Origin of the sequence: Intestinirhabdus alba, assembly GCF_009711095.1 — a bacterium.
In the GTDB taxonomy this organism is placed as follows: domain Bacteria; phylum Pseudomonadota; class Gammaproteobacteria; order Enterobacterales; family Enterobacteriaceae; genus Intestinirhabdus; species Intestinirhabdus alba.
This window is the reverse complement of the sequence record NZ_WMJZ01000021.1, coordinates 23,001-47,667: the sequence shown is the minus strand read 5'-3', so window position 1 is coordinate 47,667 and position 24,667 is coordinate 23,001. Positions and strand designations below refer to the sequence as shown.

Below are 24,667 nucleotides of genomic sequence, written 5' to 3'. Positions count from 1 at the left end.
AAGAGCCGTTAACGCACCTGCGGGCCAAAGAATGACACGTAGTAAAAACCTGGGAATTTATACAGAATCGCTGGTGATTATATCAGCGAGGTCAGAGATGCCAACCGTGAAATTTCCAGGTGCGGCAGCAGGCGGCTGTCTGCCGCGTGCATCAGGTCGGCATTTTCCGGCCTGAGCCAGCAGGCCTGCATACCACAGCGGATCGCCCCGGCCACGTCGGTGGTCAGATCGTCGCCCACGTGCAGGATCTCCCCGATCGGCAGATTCAGCTTTTCCGCCGCCAGAAGATACATATCGCTGAACGGCTTGGAGCGGCCGTCCGGGCCGGCGCGCAGCACAAATTTAAAATAGTCGCCCAGACCAAACAGCTCAGGCTGGGCGTTGCCGTTGGTGATCGCCACCAGCGGCCACTTTGCGGCAAGCCGCTTCAGCGTGTCGTGGGTGGCCTGCGGCACCTCCACCCGGCTGCGCCATTTCGCAAAATTTACCGCCGCCGCGTTGGCCCCCGCCTCCGCCTCCGCCGCCGACAGCCCGGCGTTCAGCATCGCGCGCTCAACCGTACGCCAGCGCCAGCGGGTGACGTCGTGGTAAATGTCCGGCTCCGCCTCGCGCACCGCGTGGCGCAGGCGCTGCAGATCGGCATTCTGCAGGGTACGCAGCGCCGGATGATAGTTCTGCACAAAGGCAAGCGCCTCCTGCTCGGTGCGCAGGATAACCGGACGGTTATCATACAGCGTATCGTCGAGATCGAAGGTGAGAGCAGCAATCTGGCCCGTTGGCCGGTAAAAACGCATTATTTCCCCCGTTTGGCGCGCGGATGCGCCGCATCGTACACCGCAGCAAGCCGTTGAAAATCAAGATGAGTATAGATTTGCGTGGTGGAGAGGTTGGCGTGGCCCAGCAGCTCCTGGACGCCGCGCAGATCGCCGCTTGACTCCAGCATATGCGTGGCGAAGGAGTGGCGCAGCTTATGGGGATGGACATGGCTGTTCAGCCCCTGCCTGATCCCCCATTCCGCAAAGCGCTTCTGCACATTGCGCGCGGAGATCCGCTTGCCCAGCTTCGAGAGAAACAGCGCGTCGTCATCGCTGCCGAACAGGCCGCGCAGATCCAGCCAGCGCGCGATCCACTCCACCGCATTGCGGCCGATGGGCAGGCGGCGCTCTTTGCTGCCTTTTCCCATCACCCACACCTCGCCGGAGTCGAGATCCAGATGTTTACTATCCAGCCCCACCAGCTCGGACAGACGCAGCCCGGCGCCGTACATCACCTCCAGCATCGCCCGATCGCGCACGGCGAGCGGATCGTTGAGGTCGATATCCAGCAGGCGATTGACATCGTCCACGTCAATATTTTTTGGCAGATGGCGCGACGCTTTTGGCGCGGGAACGCCTTTTGCCGGGTTAGCCTTCAGCTCGCCCCGGGAGACCAGCCAGTCAAAAAAGCTGCGCAGGGCGGAAAGGCGCAGCGCCAGGCTGGCGGGGCTCAGCCCCTGGCGGCGGGCGTGCACCGCAAAACTGCGCACCATCGCCACGTCACACTGTTGCCAGCTTCTCAGGCCCCGCTCTCCGGCCAGAGCGATCATGGCGTCAAGCTGACGCCGGTAGCTGAGCAGAGTCATCGGGCTGAGCTGACGCTCGACGCTAAGGTAGCGCAAAAAGCGCGTAACGGCCGTGGAGAGATCCGTCATACCCGTTCTATCCATCGCTCAATCAGAGCCGGCAGCATTCTGGCGATCTCCTGCAGCAGCAGCGTGCCCTGCCCCGGCTGATAGTGATGAGCGTCGCGGCTGTAAAAGAGGAGCACCCCAAGCTCGCCTTCGCGCCCAAGCATCGATATCGCCACCGAGCCGATCGCCTTCGCCTCCGGCAGCATCACCAGCAGCTCCGGGCCATTGAGCGGCCCGAGATAGTGCTGCTTCTGCCCCAGCCGCTGAATACGCAGCGGCTCAAAGGCCTGGCGGCTGAGAGCCAGGTGGGTATAGCTTGACGGCGCGCCCAGACGCCAGCGGTCCGGGAACAGGCGGATCGTCGCACCGGCCAGCCCCAGCTCCCGCGCCCAGCGGTGAAAACGCATCAGCATATCGTCCAGGCTGTCGGCCGTCGCCATGCGGCTTTGCAGACTCAGCAGACGATAAAACAGGCTTTCGTTGGCACCGGCCTGCTCCACCAGCAGCGACATATTTTCTTCAAGCTGATGAATATGGTTGCGCGCGCGGGCCAGATGCCACTCCACCAGCGAAACCGAGCCGCGCACCGGATGAGGGACGCGAATCGCCTCTACGGCGCGCGCGTTGCGGATAAAAAACTCAGGATTTTTCAACAGATAATCGACCACAGCCCGGTCATCAAGCGCCATCTGCACTTCCTGTAGCTCTTCCTCTGACCGTTTCATAGATGAATAAATCCGTCATAAACGTGCGCCGCCGGACCGGTCATATACAGCGGATGACCCGGCCCTTTCCAGGCGATATCCAGGCGTCCACCCGGCAGCTCCACGCGCACCTCTGCGGCCAGCAGCCCCTGCTGAATACCAACCGCCACCGCCGCGCACGCGCCGCTGCCGCAGGCCTGCGTTTCACCGGCTCCACGCTCGTAGACGCGCAGGCGAACCAGCTCACGTTTTACGACCTGCATAAAGCCGATATTGGCGCGCTCCGGAAAGCGTTCGTGGCTTTCCAGCACCGGCCCCAGCGTTTCCACCGCCGCCGTCGCCACGTCATCAACCTGAATCACACAGTGCGGGTTACCTATTGAGACCACGCCGCACAGGATCGTCTGCTCGGCCGCGCGCATAATATAGGTCTTCTCCGCTTTGTTGGCGCGAAAAGGCACCTGCGAAGGCTCAAAGTTCGGTTCGCCCATGTTGACTCTGACCAGGTCGTTATCCGTTACGCTCAGCACCATCCGGCCGTTGGCGGTACTGACGCGAATATCACGCCTGTTGGTCAACCCCTTCAGGCGGACAAAGCGAGCGAAACAGCGGGCACCATTGCCGCACTGCGACACTTCGCTACCGTCAGCGTTGAAGATGCGGTAGTGAAAGTCCAGTTCCGGATCGTAGGGAGGCTCAACCACCAGAAGCTGGTCAAAGCCGACGCCCAGATGCCTGTCGGACAGGCGACGGATCAGCTCTGGTGAAAAAAAGACGTTCTGCGTTACCGCGTCAACGACCATAAAATCGTTGCCAAGGCCATGCATTTTAGAGAACTGCATTATTTACTCCGTTCACGCGGGGGACAGAAGCCGACCGTCAGTAGTTCACCTGGGAAGGACCCTCTCCCGTTGCGCGATCGTTCCTGTCCGGCACCGTTGACTGCGTCTGCGTATCAACTTTTTGCGTCGGCGGCGGCGCGTTTTTATCGGCCGGCGGGAAATAGAGCGGCCCCTTCAGCCCACAGCCCGTCAGGCTGAACAGAGTAAAAAGGACAGCGAGTGCCTGGAACACATTTTTCATGGTGGATTGCCCGTAAGTTCATGCTTTCTGTTTCTATCATCGCAGGAGAAGAGGTAAAAGCAAGAGTTTGGCTACAAACAGCCCGGTGATTTCTCCTGAGCCCTCCTGCAGGCCCACTCTTTGACGGCGACAAAAGCGATTTGTTCAGCGCCGATGCCGACGGTCGCCCGCCGCGACAGATACATCCAAAATGATTTTACGTTTATACTGCCGTCATCGCTAAACCACGAGAAATGACAATGAACGACAGTGAATTCCACCGCCTTGCCGATCGGCTGTGGCTGACCATCGAAGAGCGTCTGGATAGCCGGGACTCTGACCAGGATATCGACTGTGAAATCAACGGCGGCGTATTAACCATCACCTTTGAGAACGGCAGCAAAATCATTATTAATCGTCAGGAACCACTGCACCAGGTGTGGCTGGCTACCAAACAGGGCGGCTACCACTTCGATCTGCAGGGCGACGAATGGATCTGCGACCGCAGCGGCGAAACCTTCTGGGATCTGCTGGAACGGGCGGCAACGCAGCAGGCGGGGGAAGCGGTGAGCTTCCGTTAAGCGTTACGGCCGGGCGGGTGATACACGGCCTGACCGGCGCTCGCTACGAAAAATATTGCTGTAACAGCGGCGCGTCGTGGTCCGGGCTTACCGGTGCCGCGGCGTCCATCGCCTGCGAGCGGAACGGGATCACCTGTTCGCGCCCGTCGTTTTTTACAATCTGGTAAAACTGCGGCAGGTTGAAGTTGATAAAGCTGGAGCCATAGGTAAAGCGATCGTGGGACGAGGAGTAGAAGCGACTGACGTCGCGCACCAGCTCCTCTTTGCTGCCCTCGCAGTGGTGATAGACCTCCGCCCGGTTGCTCTCGTCAAGAATATAGATATTAAAGCCCTTCCGATCGCCGGTCTCTTCGAAGAAGAACTGGATAATCCCTTCGCTGGCGAAGCCATCGACAACCGACGGCAGCTGCACATGATTGGTCTCTACCTGTACCGACAGGCCGTGCAGCTTGTTGTGTGAAATGGCTCCGTAAAACTCAATGGCGTTTTCCAGCTTTTGTACCGATACGTTCAGGCGCTCAAAGAACAATCCCCAGGTCTGGCCGGAGACGCGCAGCGCCTTAAAGCGACCGGTTTCCTGGCGGGTGCTGGAGAGACGCAGATCGATACACTCAGACACCAGCTGCTGCACGCGGGTACGGATCAGGCCGCGCAGATGCTGGCTGTAGCAGAACACCTCCACGCTATCCGGCGGCGCGGCATCCTGGTGCATCTTGCCGAGAATGGTCTTCAGCGCTTCGATCATCGCCTGCTCGCCGTTGAAGTGCAGGGTGCGGACCTCGTTCCACGAGTTGCGGTACAGCAGGTCCACGCTGCCCACCAGGCAGTTCTGCGCTTCGCCGAAGCTGAACACGTCCAGCTTGCGGAAGTCGAAGTGAACCACCTGATTGCGGAACGCCGTCGTCGGATCGTATTCGAGGTTAACGATAATCGCCAGGTGGCGTATTTCGCACGGGCTGTAGAGCGCTTTCGGCGTCGGCGCGGGCAGCCGCAGCGGGAAATGGTGCGACACGTCGGCCACCATCTCCTGCAGCTTCGGCAGATCGACAACCCCGTTGCCCTTAATAAACAGGTGGGTGCGCGAGGTCAACAGGCCGTTAAACCAGGCCCAGGCCACCAGTTTATTCAGGTAGCGGTTATATTCCAGCGGCTGGTGGCTGACGATGGAGTCCATATTCGGCGCGCGGTTGTACAGATACCAGCCTGAACGGTTGGCCCGGCCCGCCGGCACGTGGATAAAGGTCAGATTCGGCTCAGAGAGATCCGGTGAAATTTGCGGATTCACCAGCGTGACCTTGCCCGGCAGGGCTTCAAATGCGGCGTACAGCTTGCGGGTAAGCACGCCGATATCCTGCGGGCTGGCGCTGACGCTGAGGTTATTGCGACGGGCAAAGCGGATCAGGTTACGGTAGCTCTGCATCATGGCGTCGAGCAGCTCGTTGTGCGCTTCGCGCACCCGATCGATCTTCCAGTTGGCGCGGTTATCGAGCATCGCCAGGCGTTCGTCGTCCCAACCCCACTCGCTTACCAGCTGGCTTAGCACTTCGCGACGCCAGCCAACGCAGGCGCGCTCGCGGCTCAGCTTTTCGCAAACTTTCAGGTAGAAGCAGCGACGCACCAGATCGAGGCGCGTCGGATCGTCAATCGCCGTCAGGTATTCAGTAACGCGCTCCAGCATCATGCAGTAGGGATCGAGACCGAACGAAACGATTTCGCCGTCGTGCAGGCGCTGTTTGATATCCTTCGCCAGCAGGCGCGGATTAGGGTATTCCCAGGAGTAGGCCTCCAGCAGCAGCGTCTTCAGCACCGCCTTATAGGGCGAGTCGATGCTCTTATAGAGCTGCCAGAGGCTGGCACCGAAATACTCTTCGGCAGAGAGCGAGCTTAAGCCCCCCAGATCCAGCCACTCGTTCGGCGTCAGCACCCCCTGCGCGTAGAGCTTCATGACGTAATCATCGTAATGCTCTTCTTCACCGCCCGGCACCATATTCCACAGAATACGCTTGCCGGCGAGACGCACGGCGGTGCGATAAAACTCATCGAGCAGCAGAATATGCTGCGTAGAGCCGCAGTCTTCGCCGCCCAGGCTGCCGCTCTCATTATGGCGAAAACGATTTTCGTCGATCAGGAAAAAGCTGACCTCCACCCCCAGCGAGGCGGCCCAGCTCTCCAGCAGGCTGCATTTTTGCTGCAGCAGCTGGCGCTCTTCGCCATCGAGCCAGGACTGGTGGCAAACCCAGATATCGAGGTCCGATGAACAGCTCTGCCCCACCGACGAGGTGCTGCCCATGGTGTAAACGCCGGTAATCGGCAGCTCGCCCGTGGGCGGGTCCTGCGGCGTCAGGCCGCGGTGCAGCTCCAGCTCGTTCAGGTAGTGGCGTTGAGTTTCATCAGGCGTGTAAAGGCAAATGCCTCTGGGAACGTTACCGTCAAGGTAGCCAGGCATCAGCGGGTGGTGATAGTGCAATAATGTTGGCAGTAAACTGTATACCTGCTGGAAAGCAGGCCCCATCGCGGCAAGCGCGCGATCAACGCGCAGCTGATTAATGGCATCCAGTCTCTGTTTCAGAGTCTCAATATAGAGGTACAAGACGTATCGCCTGATGTTGCTACCCGTCATGCTGACGATGGCCGACACGCCGCCTTCACCATTCGGGATAAACCGTATGTCAAAAAAACCGTTACCTTTTCTCGTTGGTATCCGTCAGGATAACGACGAAAAAATGGTCTAAAACGTGATCAATTTAACACCTTGCTCATTGACCGTAAAGAAAGATGCACTACATAGCAGTGTAGCACCGTTCGCTGCGCGTAAATTCCTTAATACGATCGGGCCATCTGACGCGATTATCCGCCGATAGAGCACCCTGTCCCTTACTCACCTTTGACCGTAACACTGCCATCGTAATGGCAAGGATGTTAGGATGGTCCATGATTGATAATGACGGTAACAAGCATGTTAGACAATGTTTTAAGAATTGCCACACGCCAAAGCCCGCTGGCTCTCTGGCAGGCACATTATGTCAAAGACGCCCTGATCGCGCATCACCCCGGGCTGGCCGTGGAGCTGGTGCCAATGGTAACGCGCGGCGACGTAATTCTTGATACTCCGCTGGCAAAGGTCGGCGGCAAGGGTTTGTTTGTGAAGGAACTGGAGGTGGCGCTGCTGGAAAATCGCGCGGATATCGCCGTTCACTCCATGAAGGATGTCCCGGTTGAGTTCCCCGAGGGGCTGGGCCTGGTCACCATCTGCCAGCGCGAAGATCCGCGCGACGCCTTTGTCTCTAACCGCTACGCCAGCCTGGACGAGCTGCCGGCGGGCAGCGTCGTCGGCACCTCCAGCCTGCGCCGTCAGTGCCAGCTGGCCGAACGCCGTCCGGATCTGGTGATTCGCTCCCTGCGCGGTAACGTCGGCACCCGCCTGAGCAAGCTGGACAACGGCGATTACGACGCCATTATCCTGGCGGCAGCGGGCCTGAAGCGCTTAAATCTTGAATCGCGGATCCGCTGTGCGCTGTCCCCGGAAGTCTCTCTTCCCGCCGTAGGACAGGGCGCGGTTGGCATTGAGTGCCGCCTCGACGACGCGCGCACCCGGGCGCTGCTGGCCCCGCTAAACCACCATGAGACCGCGCTGCGCGTCAGGGCCGAACGCGCCATGAATACCCGCCTCGAAGGCGGCTGCCAGGTGCCGATCGGCAGCTATGCCGAAATCCTTAACGGCGAGCTATGGCTTCGGGCGCTGGTGGGCGCGCCGGACGGCGCGCTGATGGTGCGCGGTGAGCGCCGCGGCTCGCCGGAAAACGCGGAGCAGATGGGCGTATCGCTGGCGGAAGAGCTGCTGAACAACGGCGCGCGAGCCATTCTGACTGAGATTTATAACGGAGAAGCGCCCGCATGAGTATCCTGGTCACCCGCCCGTCTCCCGCCGGGGAAGAGTTAGTGAGCCGTCTGCGCGCACTGGGGCAGGTGGCCTGGAGCTTCCCGCTTATTGAGTTTACGCCGGGCCGCGAGCTGGCCGCGCTGGCCGGGCATCTCACAACGCTGGGCGAAGGCGATCTGCTGTTTGCCCTGTCAAAGCAGGCGGTCTCTTTCGCGGATGCCCGGCTACGGCAGGAGGAGCGGCGCTGGCCCGCGTCGCCTCGTTATTTCGCCATTGGCCGCACAACCGCCCTGGCGCTACATGCCGTCAGCGGATGCGATATTCTCTGGCCTCAGGATCGGGAAATCAGCGAAGTCTTGCTACAATTACCTGAATTACAAAATATTGCAGGCAAACGCGCGCTGATTTTACGTGGCAACGGCGGGCGCGAGCTGCTGGGTGAAACCCTGGCGGAACGCGGTGTCGAAGTGAATTTTTGTGAATGTTATCAACGCAGTGCAAAATACTACGATGGTGCGGAAGAGGCGATGCGCTGGCAGACTCGCGGCGTGACGACGGTGGTCGTCAGCAGCGGCGAAATGCTGCAGCAGCTCTGGTCGCTGATCCCGCAGTGGTATCGCGAGCACTGGTTACTACGCTGTCGGCTGCTGGTCGTCAGTGAGCGTCTGGTGCACCTCGCCCGGGAACTGGGCTGGCAAGATATTAAGGTCGCTGATAACGCCGACAACGATGCGCTGCTGCGCGCATTACAATAACTCTCATAGACGGGAAGCCATAATGACGGAACAAGAAAAATCCTCCGCCGTGGTTGAAGAGACCAGGGAGGCCGTGGTTACCACACCACAGCCAGTCACCGCTGAAAAGAAAAGTAACAACGCCGCCGCGCTAGTGCTCAGCGCCGTCGCCATTGCCATTGCTCTGGCAACCGGCGTCGGGCTATACGGCTGGGGAAAACAGCAGGTGTCGGCGCAAGTCGTTACCGCCACTACGCTCGCTAACCAGCTGACCGTATTACAGAAGGAGCAGATCAATCAGAAAGCCGAGCTGGAAGGCGTTATCCAACGGCAGGCCGCGCAGTTAGCTGAGGCAAATCGTCAGCAGACGGCGCTGGTGAAGCAGTTGGATGAGATGCAGCAAAAGGTGGCCGCCATCTCCGGCAGCGACGCGAAAACCTGGCTGCTGGCGCAGGCCGATTTCCTGGTGAAGCTTGCCGGACGCAAGCTATGGAGCGATCGGGACGTCACCACCGCCGCGGCGCTGCTGAAAAGCGCTGACGCCAGCCTGGCGGAGATGAACGATCCCAGCCTGATCGCCACCCGCAGCGCCATCGCCAACGATATCGCCAGCCTCTCCTCCGTGGTCCAGGTCGACTACGACGGCATGATCCTCAAGGTCAACCAGCTCTCCAACCAGGTGGATGACCTGCGCCTGGCCGACAATGATTCCGACGATTCGCCGATGGATGCCGACAGCACCGAGCTTTCCAGCTCGATCCGCGAATGGCGCGTCAATTTACAAAAGAGCTGGCAGAGCTTTATGGACAGCTTTATCACCATTCGCCGCCGCGATGACACCGCCGTGCCGCTGCTGGCACCGAATCAGGACATCTACCTGCGGGAGAATATTCGTTCCCGCCTGCTGATTGCCGCGCAGGCGGTGCCGCGTCATCAGGAAGAGACCTGGCGCCAGGCGCTGGATAATGTCTCTACCTGGGTGCGCGCCTACTACGACACCGCTGATTCAACCACTAAAACCTTCCTTGAGGAGGTGGATAAACTGAGTCAGCAAAGCATCTCAATGGATCTGCCGGAAACGCTGCAGAGCCAGGCGCTGCTTGAGAAGCTGGTACAAACCCGCGTACGCAATCTGCTGGCGCAGCCGGCGGCCGATCGTCAGGCGGAGCCGACAACGCCGGCTGCCGCGCCGCAGGGAGAATAATGATGCTGAAAGTATTATTGCTCTTTGTGCTGCTGCTGGCAGGCATCGTGGTTGGCCCGATGATTGCGGGCCACCAGGGTTACGTGCTTATCCAGACCGACAGCTACAACATTGAAACCAGCGTCACCGGACTGACGATTATCCTGATCCTCGCGCTGGTGGTATTGTTCGCCATTGAGTGGCTGCTGCGCCGTCTTTTCCGTACCGGTGCCCACACCCACGGCTGGTTTGTCGGGCGTAAGCGCCGCCGCGCGCGCAAACAGACCGAGCAGGCGCTGCTGAAGCTGGCGGAAGGCGATTATCAACAGGTCGAAAAGCTGATGGCGAAAAACGCCGATCACGCGGAACAGCCGGTGGTGAACTATCTGCTGGCCGCCGAAGCCGCCCAGCAGCGCGGCGATGAAGCGCGCGCCAATCAGCACCTGGAACGCGCGACAGAGCTTGCCGACAACGACACCATTCCGGTAGAAATTACCCGCGTTCGCCTGCAGCTCGCCCGCAATGAAGACCACGCCGCGCGCCACGGCGTGGACCGGCTGCTGGAGGTCACGCCGCGTCATCCGGAAGTGCTGCGTCTGGCGGAGCAGGCCTATATTCGCACCGGGGCCTGGAGTTCGCTGCTTGACATCATTCCCTCCATGGCGAAAGCTAACGTCGGCGATGAAGCGCATCGCGATATGCTGGAGCAGCAGGCGTGGATTGGCCTGATGGATCAGGCGCGCGCCGATGGGGGCAGCGAAGGTCTGCGCGCCTGGTGGAAAAACCAGAGCCGTAAGACCCGCCATCAGGTCGCGCTGCAGGTCGCCATAGCGGAGCACCTGATCGAATGCGACGACCACGATATGGCGCAGCAAATTATCATCGACGGTCTGAAGCGCCAGTATGACGATCGCCTGCTGCAGCCGATTGTTCGCCTGAAAACGAACGATCCGGAACAGTTGGAAAAGGTGCTGCGCCAGCAGATTAAAAACGTCGGCGATCGCCCGCTGTTATGGAGCACGCTCGGCCAGTCGTTGATGAAGCACGGCGAATGGCAGGAGGCGACCGTCGCCTTCCGCGCCGCCCTGAAGCAGCGCCCGGACGCTCATGACTACGCCCGTCTTGCCGATGCGCTTGACCGGCTGCACCAGCCGGAAGAGGCCGCCTCGATGCGCCGCGACGGCCTGATGCTGACGCTACAGAACAACCCGCCACAGTAATATTAAGCCTGATAAGGTCGCTCTGGCCTCCTTATCAGGCGTGATGTTTGCACGGTATTAAAGGAGCGTCCACCGCCCTGGTGCTCCAACTCTCGTTCCGGTTTAGCATCTTTTTCTGCTGATTGTCAGCGCCTTGCTGAGCGGGTTAACGGTCTCTTTTTTCCGCGACGGAAATCCGTTAACACCGTACGCGATCGGGTACAGCCCTCAACGCCCAGCCGATAACGCCGGAGCGCCGTAAAAAACGCTTTATTGAGGCATAAAAAAACGCCTGCTCCATCAGGGCAGGCGTCAAAACAGGTCTGTATGACAACTTAAAGAGGTGCTTCACTCAACGTTATGTCCATGGTGTCTGATGAGGCCGAAGCGACATCTGTCAGTGGACGATAAGCACCGTAAACGGCTCTGCATCATTCCTGGGTTTATGAGGCACGGAGGCGAACATAAGAGATGGAATGAGCATCTACAGCAAGATTATTGCACATTGCGTGCCAAATTTGCACTATAAAAATTCGTATTCGGACTTTTTACTTTACTGTGAAATCAGCGGGTTACCGACGACTTGCGCCCTTTTCCCCTGCAGACGAGGCCGGCGTGTCGCCGTCAGGAGACAACTCTACGGGACTGGAATTAATAGCTTTAATATCAAAGAGTTAACTGTCACCCGCTGGCGACAATCGAAGCAGGCGCTTGTCTCCATCAGACAACGCCGGAAGGCGGCAGAAAACAAAAAACCCCGCGCAAGCGGGGTTCAAAATTGGTCGGCGAGAGAGGATTCGAACCTCCGACCCACTGGTCCCAAACCAGTTGCGCTACCAAGCTGCGCTACTCGCCGATGTACTGCTTTTTTGAATTTCTAGTTCAATTCATTAAGTCGTGGTGCGAGGGGGGGGACTTGAACCCCCACGTCCGTAAGGACACTAACACCTGAAGCTAGCGCGTCTACCAATTCCGCCACCTTCGCGTATCACAACTTTTAAAATGGGGTGGCTAATGGGACTCGAACCCACGACAACTGGAATCACAATCCAGGGCTCTACCAACTGAGCTATAGCCACCACTGATAATCATTTTTTACGCGGTATTGAAACCACCGCAGCTCCAGCACCGTAGACAATATGGTGCGCCCGACAGGATTCGAACCTGAGACCTCTGCCTCCGGAGGGCAGCGCTCTATCCAGCTGAGCTACGGGCGCTTAGCGCCGTTGCGGGGGTGGATAATACGGACTTCACCCCCGACTGTCCAGTGCCTTTTTCAATAAAATGCGCATTTGGTTACGCTTTGCGCATTTTAACGCTTACCCCTCCGGCCGGTGGGTTGCCTCACGGCGAGTAAGTCCGAAAAGGCGGTAAAAAAGCGTCACGGCAAGGAGGAAAAGAATGCCAACATACAGCGACATACGGGTATCGTCATTAAAATACATCCCGATTAAGACGCACGCCAGGAAGGCCATTGTCAGCCAGTTCATCCAGGGAAACAGAATAGAGCGGAAGGGATGATCGGCGAGCGCCTGCCTGTGCGCACGACGGAACCGCAGCTGGCTAATCAGGATCACAAACCACGGCACCATCCCCGGCAGTACGCTGGCGCTGTAGACATATACGAACACCCGCTGCGGGTCGGGAATAATATAGTTAAGGCATGAGCCAATCAGCAGGATCAGAATCGACAGCGCCACGCCCACCACCGGCACACCATGACGGGAGACCTTCGCCACCGCCGTCGGCAGCTGGCGGTTTTTCGCCAGCGCGTAGAGCATCCGCCCGCAGCTGTACATTCCGCTGTTACAGCCGGAGAGCGCGGCGGTCAGCACGACAAAATTAATGATGCCCGCCGCAGCGGTGATGCCAATCCTGGCGAAGGTCAGCACAAACGGGCTGCCGCTGCTGCCAATCTCATTCCACGGAAAGAGGGTGACGATAACAAAGATCGCCCCCACGTAGAAAATCAAGATACGCCACAGCACCTTACCCACCGCGCTGCGCAGCGTCACCTGCGGATTTTTCGCCTCCCCGGCGGTGATGCCGATCAGCTCCACGCCCTGATAGGAGGCCACCACGATACACAGCGCAGTGAAGAATCCTTTCCAGCCTCCGGCAAAAAAGCCGCCGTGCCCGGTCAGATTGTCAAAGCCGATGGCCTGACCGCCGTTGCCAAAGCCGAAGAAAATCACCCCCAGCCCGATGACGATCATCACAATAATGGTGGTCACTTTGATCATCGCAAACCAGAATTCGATTTCGCCATACAGCCGCACCGCCGCCAGGTTAGCCAGCGCCACCAGCCCGACGGCAATCAGCGCGGGAATCCACTGCGCCATCTCCGGAAACCAGAACTGCACGTAAACGCCAATGGCGGTGATTTCTGAAATCCCCACCGCCATCCACATAAACCAGTACGACCAGGCGGTGAGATAGCCAAAAAAGGGGCTCATATAGCGATGCGCATACACGGCGAACGAGCCGGTCACCGGCTCCAGAAACAGCATCTCGCCCATCGAGCGCATAATAAAAAAGACGAACAGCCCGGCGAGAATATAGGCCAACAGCACCGACGGCCCCGCCCACTTCAGGGTACTGGCGGCCCCCATAAACAGCCCGACGCCGATGGTGCCGCCAAGGGCAATCAATTCGATATGACGAGCCTCCAGCCCACGCTGAAGCTCAGATTTGTTCTCTGCCATAGATCCTCTGTGTTGTTTGCAAGCGTTCCGGCAGCGCCGGTTATTGTTATGGTGACGTTCTATTGTTGCGAATAGTTTCTTAAATTTGGCTAAATGGCAAACTAAGCATTAAAAAATATCGTTATGGCGAAGAAAGCAGCAGATATGTAGGGTAGCAGGCGGCATATTAAGCTGTATGCGCTACCTGCGCACAAAAAAGGGGTATCAGATATCGCCGGTATAGTGCCAGCGCAGATAGCGCAACAGGCGCAGCTGTCGGGTAAGGCGGCTCGGCTGGCAGAGCAGGCGATAGAGCCACTCCAGCCCCAGCTTTTGCCATGCCTTCGGCGCGCGCTTTACGTGACCGGTAAAAACGTCGTAGGTTCCGCCCACGCCCATGTACAGCGCGTGAGCATGCACCCGCCGACAGTCGCGCATAAAAATTTCCTGCTTTGGCGAGCCCATCGCCACCGTGACAATCTGCGCGCCGCTGGCATGAATACGTTCGAACAGCTCCCGACGCTGCTCCGGGGTAAAGTAGCCATCCTGGCTGCCAACGATGTTAACCTGCCACTGCGCGCGCAGCTTTGCTACGGTCTGCGCCAGCACCTCCGGCCTGCCGCCGACCAGAAACACCGGCGTACCCTCTTTGCCCGCTCGCGCCATCAGCGCCTCCCACAGATCGGCACCCGCCACCCGTGAGATCTGCGCATGGGGAAACTTTTTCCGCACCGAACGCACCACGCTGATACCGTCAGCATATTTAAACTCGGCGGCGTCGATAAGCGCCCGGACCTCCGGGCTATCCTCCGCCGTCAGCATCTTCTCGGCGTTGATCGCCACCAGCGTCCCCTGCCGCAGCCCTCCGGCAAACAGGTAATTAAGCGCGTGCTGCATATCGCGCCAGCCAATCAGCTGCAGGCCGCGCAGCGCGTAAACCGGTGCCGTTGTGTTATCTGTCATGACTCACCTTCAACCTGCGACCGGGGCAGGTTTTTAATGCGTTTATGGATCAGCCCGGCGCTGTCAAAAAGCCAGTACAGCAGCTTCGCCATCAGCAGCGCGGCACCGAAGATGACCAGAAAAAAGATCACCCGTGAGACAAAGGAATCCAGTCCTTCACGCGCCAGCACGATCATATTAAAGATGGCACCGAAGCAGAAGCTGTGCAAAATCGCCGCCTTATAGCGGTTGGTTTCACGGTTGCCCAGCGCATAGAGCCAGTCAAACCACTTAATAATTAGCCCAACCACCACCGCCCCGAGCGGAATAAACGGCGCGCCGCCCATTACCACCAGCGAACCAATCAGCGTCGGGGAGATGGCCAGACCGGAATGGTTGTTCAGCACCTCCCAGGTAAAGTAGTTGGCGGCGTTCAGCACCATAGCCGGCCTTCCCGGCCACAGCCAGGAAGGAATAAAAACGTAAAAATCGCGGACAATCGGAGCCAGCCCCTGAAATTCGATCTGGTCATAGTTTTGCAGCAGCAGCGCCAGATTCTCCCACGGCGAGAAGGTGTCGCGGGTAAGATAGAGGAACGTATAAAACGCCTCGTCGCCGCTGACGTTCAGGCCGTAACGCTTAAGCGCCAGCCAGAACATGCCGACAATACCCAGCCCTCCCGCCACCGCCAGCATCCACAGGGAGATCCAGCCGCGAATAATGCCGATAAACAGGAAGATAGCGAAGGCGATGATAATATTAGCCCGCGTACCGCCGACGATAATATAGGTCAGCAGGCCAAAGGCGACGGTGCTGACCAGGAAAAACAGCCACGCTTTGCCGTCCTGGCGCAGGAAATAAACCACCAGCATCGCCGGGATAAAAAAGTAGAAGAAGCGCTTCAGCGCCACCCCGGAAACTTCGCTGGAAAAAATCTGGCTGTAGGAGTGCAGCCGGAACAGCAGAAAGCCGTTGTGCATAAAGAAGATGCCAACGCTCACCAGCGCAATACCCATCAGAATAAGCCAGGTTAAATGGGTCTCCACCCGGTTCATGGTAAACAGCGGCCGCCGCGCCGCGCCGCCCTCCCGCCTGCCTAAGCGAGTTTTCCAGGTGACGTAATAAACGGCATAGAAACCGACGGCGGAGAGCAGCGCCTGCAGCAGAATTTCCGGCGGCGCAACGCCGACGTCAAAGCGAAACACCAGCAGGCTGGTTAACGGAAAGCCGAAGAAAAAAGTCAGCAAAAACAGCAGGGAGAAGAAAACGTTGAAATTAAAGCGTACCCGGCGAAACTCAAACCAGGTCAGCGTGGCAATAAACAGGGTCGACAGCAGCCAGACCACAAACAGGCCGCTAAACTGCATCAGGCTCATATTTCCTCCCCGGCGGCAATCCGCAGCGCCCGGAGCCAGGGCTGCAGATAGTTCGGGCTGAAGAAGGCGATAGCGCTTTTATCCACCGACGCCAGCTGACGCCGGGCCTCGCGCACCACCTGCTCGTTCAGCGTATCGCCGGTGAACAGCACCGGCAGCTGCTGCTCCACCATATCCTGCCAGAAGGGGTTTTCCCGGTTGAGTACGCACGGTATGCCCGCCTGGATCAGCAGACACAAGGTGCCGATTCCCTGCTGGCGAGCAAAGATAAAGTAGCCCAGATCGCAGCGCCGAAGCAGCGCCAGATAGGCGTCAAACTCCAGCTTTTCACCGAGAATCTGCAGATTTTCCGGGCTGAACAGCGCCAGACCGGCCTCGCGCACTGCGTTAATATAGGCTTCGTTATTTGCCGGATAGCCCATCGGGACCACCACGTTTACCGTGTCGCCAAACTGCTGATGCACCGCGCGCAGCGCGGCAATGTGCTCGTTGCTGCGATCGCCGGAATTGCCGACCAGAATGGTTAATTTTCCCGTCGGCTGACGCTCATCAGCCAGGTTATTAAGGGACGGGTCCATCCGCGTCGGGAAGTAGAGCAGCTCGCCGCGCACCTTTGGCTGTCGCCGGGCCAGATAGCTGAGATCGCCCCGGGTGGCGAACGCACAGCCAACGCGGCGTTGCGCCATGCGGCGGAGCGGATAAAAGAGTCTGAACCTCAGGCCGCCGGAGACCTCATACAGATCGGCCCCCCAGGCGTGCCAGAAGAACTGCCCGGGCTTGATGCCGCCGCTGAGCAGCGCCAGCCACAGGCCGGCGTTGAACTGGCCGTGGAAGAAGAAGCGCTGCTGACGATTAGCTTTAGCAAGGGCGATGACCGCCGCCGCCAGCGCCTTTTTTCCGGCGTAAAAGCGCAGCGACAGTGCCGGACAGTCGGCGCTAAGCCCCGTGTCCTTGCCGGCAACCATAAACACGCGAGCATGTTCGCTGGTGGCGGCAAGGGCGTCATTAAAAAACCGTAGCACGGTTTGATTATGGTGTGGGATATCCGATCCCAGTACGTGTATCAGAACAGTCATGCCCGCCTACGCCAGAGTAAAAATACGCCACAACAGAGAGAGAAATAGACGATATAAGTCGCCATATAGGCCTGCGCCGCGCCCAGCGCGCCGTGCAGCGGGATCAGCCAGTGGGCAAAGGCCGTCAGCAGCACAAACTGGCCAATTTCCGCCAGGATATAGAACCGCAGCGACGCTTTGGCAATAACCAGATAGCCGAAAACGTACGCCCCCACCTTCAGCACGTCCCCGACCAGTTGCCAGGCGAAGAGATCGCGCATGGCGGTAAATTTATCGGAGAACAGCAGCCAGATGGCAAAATCCCGCAGCAGCCAGACGGCAAAGCCAACCGCCGCCACCGTCGGCAAAACGAACTTCAGCGACTTCACCACCTCACGGGTAATCGCGCGTTTTTCCGTCAGGCGCGACAGGGTGGGCAGTAGATAAACGCTGAACGAGGCGGTAATAAACTGTAGCCAGGCATCGGAAATGCTGCTCACCCCCTGCCAGATGCCGACGTCGTCCCAGCCGTAGCGCTCCGCCAGCAGATTTCGCATCATAACGTAGGCCAACGGCAGCGTTACGGAGGTAATGAGCGCCATCAGGGTAAATTTACTGAGCTGCCCCGCCAGGCCATTATCCCATGACGGCCGCAGGTCGCGCAGCGGGATCGCCCCGCGCTTAACCAGTATCGCCGTCGCAGGCACGACGACCAGGGCGGGCACCAGCGCCATGCCAAGCAGCGCCCCCTCGTAGCCGCCCAGGCGGAAGCAGACGTACCAGGCGATCACCCCCACCAGGCTGCCGATAATCAGGGACAGCGCATTGCCCACGGCGTCGCGAAAGCCCTTCATCAGCGCCAGCAGCAGGTTAGCCCACGCGATCCCCATCTGCACCAGCGCCACCAGCCGCACCAGCCCCTGGTAGTGAGAATGCCCGAACAGCCCCTGGCTGATGGGCGCTGCCGCCAGCAGGAAGATGAGCGCCAGCAGGGTGGAGAATCCCAGCACTATCGCCGAGGCGGTGCCCACCACGGCGCGCAGCCGCGCCGGGTCATCATGATGCTGAGCGACGTATTTCGTCACGCCGTTAAAAATACCGGCCCCCGCCAGCACGCCGAGCACGGTGATCAGCTGGCGGAAGTTACCCGCCTGCCCGACGCCCGCCGGACCGAACGATACCGCCAACAGCTTAACCACCAGCAGGCCTGCGCCAATTTTGACCAGCGTGCTGGCCGCCGTCCACAGGGACGCTCTTGCAAGCGACATATCAGGAAAAATAGTTCAGCAGCGTGGTTATCACCGTACGCTGGTCCACCGGCGACAGGTTGTAAAACAGCGGCAGGCGCAGCAGGCGTTCGCTCTCTTTGGTGGTATAACGATCCTCGCCGGCGAAGTGGCCAAATTTCTCACCCGCCGGGCAGCTGTGTAGCGGTATATAGTGGAATACCGCCATGATCTCCGCCTCTTTAAGAAAGTTAATCAGCGCGCTGCGATCGTCGATATCGCGCAGCTTGATATAAAACATATGCGCGTTCTGCCCGCAGTTGGCGGGGATGGCCGGCAGCGCGATACGCCCGGCGTGGGCCAGCGGTGCCAGCGCGTCATAGTAATTTTGCCACAGCGCCAGCCGCTGCTGATTGATGCGATCCGCCGCCTCCAGCTGCGCCCACAGCCAGGCCGCCTGCAGATCGGACATCAGATAGCTGGAGCCGATGTCACGCCAGGTGTATTTATCCACCAGGCCACGGAAAAACTGGCTGCGGTTGGTGCCCTTTTCACGAATGATTTCCGCACGCTCGATCAGCTCCGGCGCGTTAATCAGCGTCGCCCCGCCTTCGCCGCCTGCCGTGTAGTTTTTCGTTTCATGGAAGCTGAAGCAGCCGATATGGCCAATGGTGCCCAGCGCCCGGCCCTTCCAGGTGGACATTACCCCCTGCGCGGCATCCTCCACCACGTACAGGCCGTACTTTTCCGCCAGCGCCATGATGATATCCATCTCACAGGCGACGCCGGCGTAGTGCACCGGCACAATGGCGCGGGTTTTATCCGTGATCGCCGCTTCGATGCGCGTCTCATCAATGTTCATGGTATCCGGACGGATATCGACAAAGACGATTTTCGCCCCGCGCAGCACAAAGGCATTGGCGGTGGAGACAAAGGTGTAGCTCGGCATGATGACTTCATCGCCCGGCTGAATGTCCAGCAGCAGGGCCGCCATCTCCAGCGACGCGGTGCAGGACGGGGTCAGCAGCACCTTCGCGCTGCCAAAGCGCTGCTCCAGCCACTGCTGGCAGCGGCGGGTAAAGCCGCCGTCGCCGCAAAGCTTGCCGCTGCTCATCGCGGACCGCATGTAATCAAGTTCGCTGCCCACCACCGGCGGGGCGTTAAATGGAATCATTGTGTCACCTGTATAGCCAGTACGCCGTGCTTTCTATATTCGCACCGCTCTGTATATAACGTTTAAGCGCGGCGGTGTTGCCCATCTGGGTCGCCACCCGCAGTCGTTTTTTGCCGCGCGCCTGGGCCCAGCCAAGCGCCGCCTGCATCAGTTCAGCGCCCGCCCCGCGCCCGGCCAGCAGGCCGATGCGCGCCTCGGCGTCGTTCAGTTCACGCAGCGAAACATAGCCACGGATCGTGCCGTCCGCCGCGCGCAGCAGCAGGCACTGATGATCAAAAGTGCCGCGCACCGCATTTTCTATCCACTGGGCGTAGAACCGGGCGCTGGCCTCCGCAGCATACCACGGCGGGCGAAAACGGCTTTGCGCAAACGCCTGCGCGGCCAGCCGACGCAGCGGTGCGATATCCGTAATATTTGCAATTTCCACGCCAGAAATCGGGGCCGCCTCTGCAACCGACAGCGCCAGATCCACTTCACCTTCCACCAGAGAAAAACCCAGCCGCTGCAGCGCGTCCAGCGTACCGGTTTCGGCGGCGGCAATTTTGGCCTGTACCCGCGTCCAGCCCTCCAGCGCGGCGATTGTCAGCTCCGGGGCCGCCGGGTCCGGACGCACAAGGGCGCTGTTGATGCCAAAAAAGGCGTTCTCCCAGCCAAGCGGCTCAATACTGGCGCGGACGGGCATCGAGTAAATCCAGCAGGTACTGGCCGTAGCCGGTTTTCGCCAGCGCGCCGGCGGCGCGCCTCACGCCTTCGTCATCCAGCCAGCCGTTGCGCCAGGCGATCTCCTCCAGGCAGGCGATTTTAAAGCCCTGGCGTTTTTCCACCGTCTGTACAAAGGTGCTGGCCTCAATCAGGCTGTCGTGGGTGCCGGTATCCAGCCAGGCGAAACCGCGACCGAGCAGTTCCACCGTCAGCTTGCCCTCCTCCAGGTACATCTGGTTGAGGGAGGTGATCTCCAGCTCTCCGCGTACGGAGGGCCGCACGCGCTTCGCGTACTCCACCACGTTGTGGTCATAGAAATAGAGTCCGGTTACCGCCCATCTCGACTTTGGCTGCTTCGGCTTCTCTTCCAGCGAGACGGCGCGGAAGTCGTCGTCAAACTCCACCACGCCAAACCGCTCCGGATCCATAACCTGATAACCGAACACCGTAGCGCCATCGCCGCGCGCGGCAACCTGCCGTAGTTTCGGGCTGAACCCCTGGCCGAAGAAAATGTTGTCCCCCAGCACCAGGCAAGAAGGTTCACCGCCAAGGAAGGTTTCTCCGATGATAAAGGCCTGCGCCAGCCCGTCGGGGCTGGGCTGCCCGGCATACTGCAGCGCGATGCCGAACGCCGACCCGTCGCCGAGCAGACGCTGAAAATAGCCCTGGTCTTCCGGCGTGGTGATAATCAGGATTTCCCGAATCCCCGCCAGCATCAGCACCGACAGCGGATAGTAGATCATAGGCTTGTCGTAAACCGGCAGCAGCTGTTTCGACACGCCGCGGGTGATGGGATGCAGGCGGGTGCCGGAGCCGCCCGCCAGAATGATGCCTTTCATGCGATCTTCCTCCGATAGCCTGATTTATCAGGCGTCATCATCGCCGCCAGCCTGAACGCAAACCGCGCGCGGCAACGCAGTACGTGAAAATTCGCTTTGCGCGGGCGCATCCAGGTTAAAAATGACAAATAAAACGGTCTGAAAGCCGGGAGATCAGCCTTTCAGGCCCGGGCGTTCACTGCGGTAGCTCCCGTCCAGCACGGGCCTCCACCAGGCCTCATTTGCCAGATACCACCGCACGGTTTTACGCATCCCGCTTTCAAATGTCTCTTCCGGCGACCAGCCCAGCTCGCGGGCGATTCTGGTCGCGTCGATGGCGTAGCGCAGGTCGTGCCCGGGGCGATCGTCGACATGGGTAATCAGCGAGCGGTACTGCGTCACGCCCTGCGGTTTTTCCGGTGCCAGCTCCTCCAGCAGCGCGCAGATCGTTTCCACCACCTCGATATTTTTACGCTCGTTGTGGCCGCCGATATTCCATGTCCCGCCCACGGTGCCGCTGGTCGCCACGCGGTACAGCGCCCGGGCGTGATCTTCCACATACAGCCAGTCGCGGATCTGCTGCCCGTTGCCGTATACCGGCAGCGGCTTTCCGGCCAGCGCGTTAAGGATGGTCAGCGGGATCAGCTTTTCCGGGAAGTGATAAGGTCCGTAGTTATTTGAACAGTTGGTAATCAGCGTTGGCAGACCGTAGGTGCGCAGCCAGGCGCGTACCAGATGGTCGCTGCTGGCCTTGGAGGCGGAATAGGGACTGCTCGGCGCGTAGGGCGTGGTTTCACGAAAGAAATCATCGCCACCGCGCAGATCGCCATACACCTCATCGGTGGAGATATGGTGAAAACGAAACGCCGCTTTTTCTTCAGCGCCGCAGGCGTTCCAGTATACCCTGGCCGCCTCCAGCAGCGTATAGGTGCCGACGATATTGGTTTCGATAAACGCCGCCGGGCCGTCAATAGAGCGGTCAACGTGGCTTTCCGCCGCCAGATGCATCACGCAGTCCGGCCGGTAGCGCTGAAACACCCGGTCAAGCGTGGCCCGATCGCAGATATCCACCTGCTCAAAGGCAAAACGGTCGCTGTCCGCCACCGGGGAGAGCGACATCAGGTTGCCGGCGTAGGTCAGCTTATCCACCACCACCACCGCGTCGGGAGTGCCGTTGATAATATGTCGCACAACCGCGGAGCCAATAAACCCCGCGCCGCCGGTAACCAGGATCCGTTTCATCAGCGCCAGACTCCTTTGGTATCCACCACGTAGCGCTGGGTGACAGCGTTGCCGCTGACGGCCTTAAATTCACGGTGATCGACCAGCATCACCAGCACGTCGGCGGAGGCCAGCGCCTCCTCCAGCGAGGCCAGCACGCAAAGCCCCTCCAGCGCTTTTGGCAACCGTTCGACGTTCGGCTCCACCACCAGGGTTTCGCCGCCGTGCCAGCGGGCGAGGCTCTGGGCAATGCCCATCGCCGGGCTTTCGCGCAGGTCGTCGATGTTCGGCTTAAACGCCAGCCCGAAGCAGGCGATCTTTATTTCGCTGGCGCGCCTGTCGCTGGCCGCCAGGCAGTCGGCTACCGCCGCCTTCACCCGCTCAATAACCCACCGCGGTTTGTCATCGTTCACCTCGCGGGCGGTGCGGATCAGCCGTGACTGCTGCGGGTTCTGGGCGACAATAAACCACGGGTCGACCGCGATGCAGTGCCCACCCACCCCCGGCCCCGGCTGCAGAATATTGACGCGCGGATGGCGGTTCGCCAGGCGAATTAGCTGCCAGACGTTAATCTGCCATTCGTCGCAGATCAGCGACAGCTCGTTGGCGAAGGCGATATTCACGTCGCGGAAGCTGTTTTCGGTCAGCTTACACATCTCCGCCGTGCGGGAGTTGGTCACCACGCATTCGCCTTCCAGGAAAATGTTGTACAGCTCGCTGGCGCGCGCCGAGCAGGTCGGCGTCATGCCGCCGATAACCCGGTCATTTTTAATCAGTTCCACCATCACCTGGCCCGGCAGCACGCGCTCCGGACAGTAGGCTACGTTGATGTCCGCCTGGTCGCCCGCCTGCTGCGGGAAGCTCAGATCCGGGCGCATCTCCGCCAGCCACTGCGCCATCTGCTCGGTCGCCCCCACCGGCGAGGTGGATTCGAGGATCACCAGCGCCCCCTTTTTTAGCACCGGGGCAATGGACTTTGCCGCCGCTTCGACATACGCCATATCCGGCTCATGCTCGCCTTTGAACGGCGTGGGCACCGCGATAAGGTACGCATCGGCCTCAACGGGGACGGTGGTGGCACGCAGAAAGCCCTCTTCCACCGCCGTTTTCACTACGCTGCTCAGCTCTGGCTCAACGATATGAATTTCGCCGCGGTTGATGGTCTCCACCGCATGTGTATTAACGTCCACGCCGATAACGCGCTTCCGGCGGGACGCGAAGGCGGCCGCCGTCGGCAGCCCGATATATCCCAGCCCAATAACAGAAATGGTCGTAAAACTCATAGTGATACCCGATTATTTTTTAGCGCATTCAGGATGCGTTCGCACGCCTGCCCGTCGCCGTAAGGGTTATGGGCGCGGCTCATGGCCTGATATTCATTTTCATCGTGCAGCAGGCGCGTAACCTCCGCCACAATACGCTGCGGATCGGTGCCGACCAGCCGCACGGTGCCCGCGGCGATGGCCTCCGGGCGCTCGGTCATTTCACGCATCACCAGCACCGGCTTGCCCAGCGACGGTGCCTCCTCCTGAATGCCGCCGGAGTCGGTGAGGATAAGCCAGGCGTGATTCATCAGCCAGACGAACGGCAGGTAGTCCTGCGGCTCAATCAGCCATACGTTTGCCACGCGGCCGAGAATACGGTTAACCGGCTCGCTGACGTTAGGATTCAGGTGCACCGGATAGACGATCTGCACCTCTTCACTGACGGCGGCGATCTCCGCCAGCGCGTGGCAAATTTGCTCAAATCCGCGGCCAAAGCTTTCGCGACGATGTCCGGTCACGAGGATTAACTTTTTTTCCGGGCTCAGAAAAGGATACTGCGCCGCCAGCGACAGGCGCAGCGCATCGCTGGCCAGCACGCGGTCACGCACCCAGAATAGCGCATCAATCACCGTATTGCCGGTAACGAAAATTCGCGCGTCGGCCACATTTTCCTGCAGCAGATTCTGCCGGGAGTTTTCCGTCGGGGCGAAATGGTACATCGCCAGCCTTCCGGTCAGCGTCCGGTTGGCCTCTTCCGGCCAGGGGGAAGAGAGATCGCCGGTGCGCAGACCGGCCTCCACGTGACCAACCGGAATGCGTTGGTAAAAGGCCGCCAGGCTGGTCGCGATAGTGGTGGTGGTATCACCGTGCACCAGCACCACATCCGGTTTAAAATCGGCAAGAATGGGTTTAAGCCCTTCCAGTATCCGGCAGGTTATCTCCGTCAGGCCCTGACCCGGCCGCATAATATTGAGATCGTAGTCAGGAACGATGGAGAAAAGCTTCAGAACCTGATCGAGCATTTCCCGATGCTGCGCCGTCACGCAGACCTTTGCCTCAAAATCAGGATCGCCGGCCAGCGCATGCACCAGAGGTGCCATTTTAATCGCCTCCGGCCGCGTGCCAAATACAGTCAGTACTTTCACATCGATTCTCTTCGAATAGTCAGCGAAGGCCCAGCCCCCCGCTGCAG

22 protein-coding genes and 4 tRNA genes are annotated in these 24,667 nt (G+C 59.6%); 5 read left to right on the top strand and 21 right to left on the bottom strand.

The window, feature by feature from the left end:
• Positions 1 to 77: 77 nt before the first annotated feature.
• From yigB to lptM, 5 genes are read right to left on the bottom strand one after another with little or no spacing between them, the layout of a single operon-like run.
• The gene (gene yigB, locus GJV78_RS15265) at positions 78 to 794 is read right to left on the bottom strand and encodes a 5-amino-6-(5-phospho-D-ribitylamino)uracil phosphatase YigB (RefSeq protein WP_155109122.1); all 717 of its coding nucleotides are present in this window, start codon (positions 792 to 794) and stop codon (positions 78 to 80) included.
• The gene (gene xerC, locus GJV78_RS15260) at positions 794 to 1,690 is read right to left on the bottom strand and encodes a tyrosine recombinase XerC (RefSeq protein ID WP_155109121.1); all 897 of its coding nucleotides are present in this window, start codon (positions 1,688 to 1,690) and stop codon (positions 794 to 796) included. The genes yigB and xerC overlap by 1 nt, the downstream gene beginning before the upstream one ends.
• On the bottom strand, positions 1,687 to 2,394 hold the full coding sequence (locus GJV78_RS15255; RefSeq protein ID WP_155109120.1) for a DUF484 domain-containing protein: 708 nt from the start codon (positions 2,392 to 2,394) through the stop codon (positions 1,687 to 1,689). The genes xerC and GJV78_RS15255 overlap by 4 nt, the downstream gene beginning before the upstream one ends.
• On the bottom strand, positions 2,391 to 3,215 hold the full coding sequence (dapF, locus tag GJV78_RS15250) for a diaminopimelate epimerase (protein ID WP_155109119.1): 825 nt from the start codon (positions 3,213 to 3,215) through the stop codon (positions 2,391 to 2,393). Before dapF ends, GJV78_RS15255 begins: the two co-directional genes overlap by 4 nt.
• Positions 3,216 to 3,252: 37 nt before the next feature.
• Positions 3,253 to 3,456, bottom strand: coding sequence for an LPS translocon maturation chaperone LptM (gene lptM / locus GJV78_RS15245; RefSeq protein ID WP_155109118.1), 204 nt, complete (start codon positions 3,454 to 3,456; stop codon positions 3,253 to 3,255).
• A gap of 239 nt (positions 3,457 to 3,695) precedes the next feature.
• On the opposite strand from lptM, the gene cyaY reads away from it, so the two are divergent.
• On the top strand, positions 3,696 to 4,016 hold the full coding sequence (gene cyaY, locus GJV78_RS15240; RefSeq protein ID WP_155109117.1) for an iron donor protein CyaY: 321 nt from the start codon (positions 3,696 to 3,698) through the stop codon (positions 4,014 to 4,016).
• A 43-nt stretch (positions 4,017 to 4,059) separates the two neighbouring features.
• Here cyaY and cyaA read toward each other — a convergent pair whose 3' ends face one another.
• Positions 4,060 to 6,606 carry a class I adenylate cyclase gene (gene cyaA / locus GJV78_RS15235; RefSeq protein ID WP_155109116.1) on the bottom strand — a complete coding sequence of 849 codons (2,547 nt, stop codon included), beginning with the start codon at positions 6,604 to 6,606 and terminating at the stop codon, positions 4,060 to 4,062.
• Positions 6,607 to 6,972: 366 nt separating this feature from the next.
• On the opposite strand from cyaA, the gene hemC reads away from it, so the two are divergent.
• From hemC to hemY, 4 genes are read left to right on the top strand one after another with little or no spacing between them, the layout of a single operon-like run.
• Complete coding sequence (gene hemC / locus GJV78_RS15230) at positions 6,973 to 7,914, top strand: hydroxymethylbilane synthase (RefSeq protein WP_155109115.1); 942 nt, start codon at positions 6,973 to 6,975, stop codon at positions 7,912 to 7,914.
• Positions 7,911 to 8,651: a uroporphyrinogen-III synthase gene (gene hemD, locus GJV78_RS15225; RefSeq protein WP_155109114.1), complete on the top strand. Its 741-nt coding sequence runs from the start codon at positions 7,911 to 7,913 to the stop codon at positions 8,649 to 8,651. Before hemC ends, hemD begins: the two co-directional genes overlap by 4 nt.
• Positions 8,652 to 8,673: 22 nt before the next feature.
• The gene (gene hemX, locus GJV78_RS15220) at positions 8,674 to 9,834 is read left to right on the top strand and encodes a uroporphyrinogen-III C-methyltransferase (RefSeq protein WP_155109113.1); all 1,161 of its coding nucleotides are present in this window, start codon (positions 8,674 to 8,676) and stop codon (positions 9,832 to 9,834) included.
• A 2-nt stretch (positions 9,835 to 9,836) separates the two neighbouring features.
• Positions 9,837 to 11,033: a protoheme IX biogenesis protein HemY gene (gene hemY / locus GJV78_RS15215; protein ID WP_167519591.1), complete on the top strand. Its 1,197-nt coding sequence runs from the start codon at positions 9,837 to 9,839 to the stop codon at positions 11,031 to 11,033.
• Between the two features lie 758 nt (positions 11,034 to 11,791).
• Here the strand turns inward: hemY and GJV78_RS15210 are convergent.
• The 15 genes from GJV78_RS15210 to wecB form a co-directional block, all read right to left on the bottom strand.
• A tRNA-Pro gene (locus tag GJV78_RS15210) sits at positions 11,792 to 11,868 on the bottom strand.
• Between the two features lie 42 nt (positions 11,869 to 11,910).
• Positions 11,911 to 11,997: transfer RNA gene (locus tag GJV78_RS15205), tRNA-Leu, on the bottom strand.
• An 18-nt stretch (positions 11,998 to 12,015) separates the two neighbouring features.
• Positions 12,016 to 12,091: transfer RNA gene (locus GJV78_RS15200), tRNA-His, on the bottom strand.
• 61 nt (positions 12,092 to 12,152) lie between these two features.
• Positions 12,153 to 12,229: transfer RNA gene (locus GJV78_RS15195), tRNA-Arg, on the bottom strand.
• 102 nt (positions 12,230 to 12,331) lie between these two features.
• Positions 12,332 to 13,717, bottom strand: coding sequence for a bifunctional threonine/serine APC transporter ThrP (thrP, locus tag GJV78_RS15190; RefSeq protein WP_155109111.1), 1,386 nt, complete (start codon positions 13,715 to 13,717; stop codon positions 12,332 to 12,334).
• A 204-nt stretch (positions 13,718 to 13,921) separates the two neighbouring features.
• On the bottom strand, positions 13,922 to 14,659 hold the full coding sequence (gene wecG, locus GJV78_RS15185) for a lipopolysaccharide N-acetylmannosaminouronosyltransferase (RefSeq protein WP_155109110.1): 738 nt from the start codon (positions 14,657 to 14,659) through the stop codon (positions 13,922 to 13,924).
• The gene (gene wzyE / locus GJV78_RS15180) at positions 14,656 to 16,014 is read right to left on the bottom strand and encodes an ECA oligosaccharide polymerase (RefSeq protein WP_155109109.1); all 1,359 of its coding nucleotides are present in this window, start codon (positions 16,012 to 16,014) and stop codon (positions 14,656 to 14,658) included. Before wzyE ends, wecG begins: the two co-directional genes overlap by 4 nt.
• Positions 16,011 to 17,090, bottom strand: coding sequence for a TDP-N-acetylfucosamine:lipid II N-acetylfucosaminyltransferase (locus GJV78_RS15175; protein ID WP_155109108.1), 1,080 nt, complete (start codon positions 17,088 to 17,090; stop codon positions 16,011 to 16,013). Before GJV78_RS15175 ends, wzyE begins: the two co-directional genes overlap by 4 nt.
• A complete protein-coding gene (gene wzxE, locus GJV78_RS15170) occupies positions 17,087 to 18,337 on the bottom strand; it encodes a lipid III flippase WzxE (protein ID WP_155109107.1) in 1,251 nt (416 codons plus the stop codon). Before wzxE ends, GJV78_RS15175 begins: the two co-directional genes overlap by 4 nt.
• A gap of 1 nt (position 18,338) precedes the next feature.
• Positions 18,339 to 19,469, bottom strand: coding sequence for a dTDP-4-amino-4,6-dideoxygalactose transaminase (gene rffA / locus GJV78_RS15165; RefSeq protein WP_155109106.1), 1,131 nt, complete (start codon positions 19,467 to 19,469; stop codon positions 18,339 to 18,341).
• A 4-nt stretch (positions 19,470 to 19,473) separates the two neighbouring features.
• Positions 19,474 to 20,151 (bottom strand): dTDP-4-amino-4,6-dideoxy-D-galactose acyltransferase, encoded by a 678-nt coding sequence (gene rffC / locus GJV78_RS15160; protein WP_155109105.1) that lies wholly within the window; start codon positions 20,149 to 20,151, stop codon positions 19,474 to 19,476.
• The gene (gene rfbA / locus GJV78_RS15155; protein WP_155109104.1) at positions 20,129 to 21,010 is read right to left on the bottom strand and encodes a glucose-1-phosphate thymidylyltransferase RfbA; all 882 of its coding nucleotides are present in this window, start codon (positions 21,008 to 21,010) and stop codon (positions 20,129 to 20,131) included. Before rfbA ends, rffC begins: the two co-directional genes overlap by 23 nt.
• 153 nt (positions 21,011 to 21,163) lie before the next feature.
• Positions 21,164 to 22,231, bottom strand: coding sequence for a dTDP-glucose 4,6-dehydratase (rffG, locus tag GJV78_RS15150; protein ID WP_155109103.1), 1,068 nt, complete (start codon positions 22,229 to 22,231; stop codon positions 21,164 to 21,166).
• Positions 22,231 to 23,493, bottom strand: a complete 1,263-nt coding sequence (wecC, locus tag GJV78_RS15145; RefSeq protein WP_155109102.1) for a UDP-N-acetyl-D-mannosamine dehydrogenase — start codon at positions 23,491 to 23,493, stop codon at positions 22,231 to 22,233. The genes rffG and wecC overlap by 1 nt, the downstream gene beginning before the upstream one ends.
• Positions 23,490 to 24,620, bottom strand: coding sequence for a non-hydrolyzing UDP-N-acetylglucosamine 2-epimerase (gene wecB / locus GJV78_RS15140; protein ID WP_167519590.1), 1,131 nt, complete (start codon positions 24,618 to 24,620; stop codon positions 23,490 to 23,492). The genes wecC and wecB overlap by 4 nt, the downstream gene beginning before the upstream one ends.
• Positions 24,621 to 24,667 lie beyond the last annotated feature (47 nt).

What these genes read in the sequence shown, in the direction of transcription:
- cyaY (WP_155109117.1), top strand. Translation starts at nt 3,696, where the DNA reads ATGAACGACAGTGAATTCCACCGCCTTGCCGATCGGCTGTGGCTGACC.
- rffG (WP_155109103.1), bottom strand. Translation starts at nt 22,231, where the DNA reads ATGAAACGGATCCTGGTTACCGGCGGCGCGGGGTTTATTGGCTCCGCG.
- hemY (WP_167519591.1), top strand. Translation starts at nt 9,837, where the DNA reads ATGCTGAAAGTATTATTGCTCTTTGTGCTGCTGCTGGCAGGCATCGTG.
- wecC (WP_155109102.1), bottom strand. Translation starts at nt 23,493, where the DNA reads ATGAGTTTTACGACCATTTCTGTTATTGGGCTGGGATATATCGGGCTG.
- dapF (WP_155109119.1), bottom strand. Translation starts at nt 3,215, where the DNA reads ATGCAGTTCTCTAAAATGCATGGCCTTGGCAACGATTTTATGGTCGTT.
- GJV78_RS15175 (WP_155109108.1), bottom strand. Translation starts at nt 17,090, where the DNA reads ATGACTGTTCTGATACACGTACTGGGATCGGATATCCCACACCATAAT.
- rfbA (WP_155109104.1), bottom strand. Translation starts at nt 21,010, where the DNA reads ATGAAAGGCATCATTCTGGCGGGCGGCTCCGGCACCCGCCTGCATCCC.
- yigB (WP_155109122.1), bottom strand. Translation starts at nt 794, where the DNA reads ATGCGTTTTTACCGGCCAACGGGCCAGATTGCTGCTCTCACCTTCGAT.
- thrP (WP_155109111.1), bottom strand. Translation starts at nt 13,717, where the DNA reads ATGGCAGAGAACAAATCTGAGCTTCAGCGTGGGCTGGAGGCTCGTCAT.
- rffC (WP_155109105.1), bottom strand. Translation starts at nt 20,151, where the DNA reads ATGCCCGTCCGCGCCAGTATTGAGCCGCTTGGCTGGGAGAACGCCTTT.
- hemD (WP_155109114.1), top strand. Translation starts at nt 7,911, where the DNA reads ATGAGTATCCTGGTCACCCGCCCGTCTCCCGCCGGGGAAGAGTTAGTG.
- hemX (WP_155109113.1), top strand. Translation starts at nt 8,674, where the DNA reads ATGACGGAACAAGAAAAATCCTCCGCCGTGGTTGAAGAGACCAGGGAG.
- hemC (WP_155109115.1), top strand. Translation starts at nt 6,973, where the DNA reads ATGTTAGACAATGTTTTAAGAATTGCCACACGCCAAAGCCCGCTGGCT.
- wzyE (WP_155109109.1), bottom strand. Translation starts at nt 16,014, where the DNA reads ATGAGCCTGATGCAGTTTAGCGGCCTGTTTGTGGTCTGGCTGCTGTCG.
- lptM (WP_155109118.1), bottom strand. Translation starts at nt 3,456, where the DNA reads ATGAAAAATGTGTTCCAGGCACTCGCTGTCCTTTTTACTCTGTTCAGC.
- GJV78_RS15255 (WP_155109120.1), bottom strand. Translation starts at nt 2,394, where the DNA reads ATGAAACGGTCAGAGGAAGAGCTACAGGAAGTGCAGATGGCGCTTGAT.
- wzxE (WP_155109107.1), bottom strand. Translation starts at nt 18,337, where the DNA reads ATGTCGCTTGCAAGAGCGTCCCTGTGGACGGCGGCCAGCACGCTGGTC.
- wecG (WP_155109110.1), bottom strand. Translation starts at nt 14,659, where the DNA reads ATGACAGATAACACAACGGCACCGGTTTACGCGCTGCGCGGCCTGCAG.
- xerC (WP_155109121.1), bottom strand. Translation starts at nt 1,690, where the DNA reads ATGACGGATCTCTCCACGGCCGTTACGCGCTTTTTGCGCTACCTTAGC.
- rffA (WP_155109106.1), bottom strand. Translation starts at nt 19,469, where the DNA reads ATGATTCCATTTAACGCCCCGCCGGTGGTGGGCAGCGAACTTGATTAC.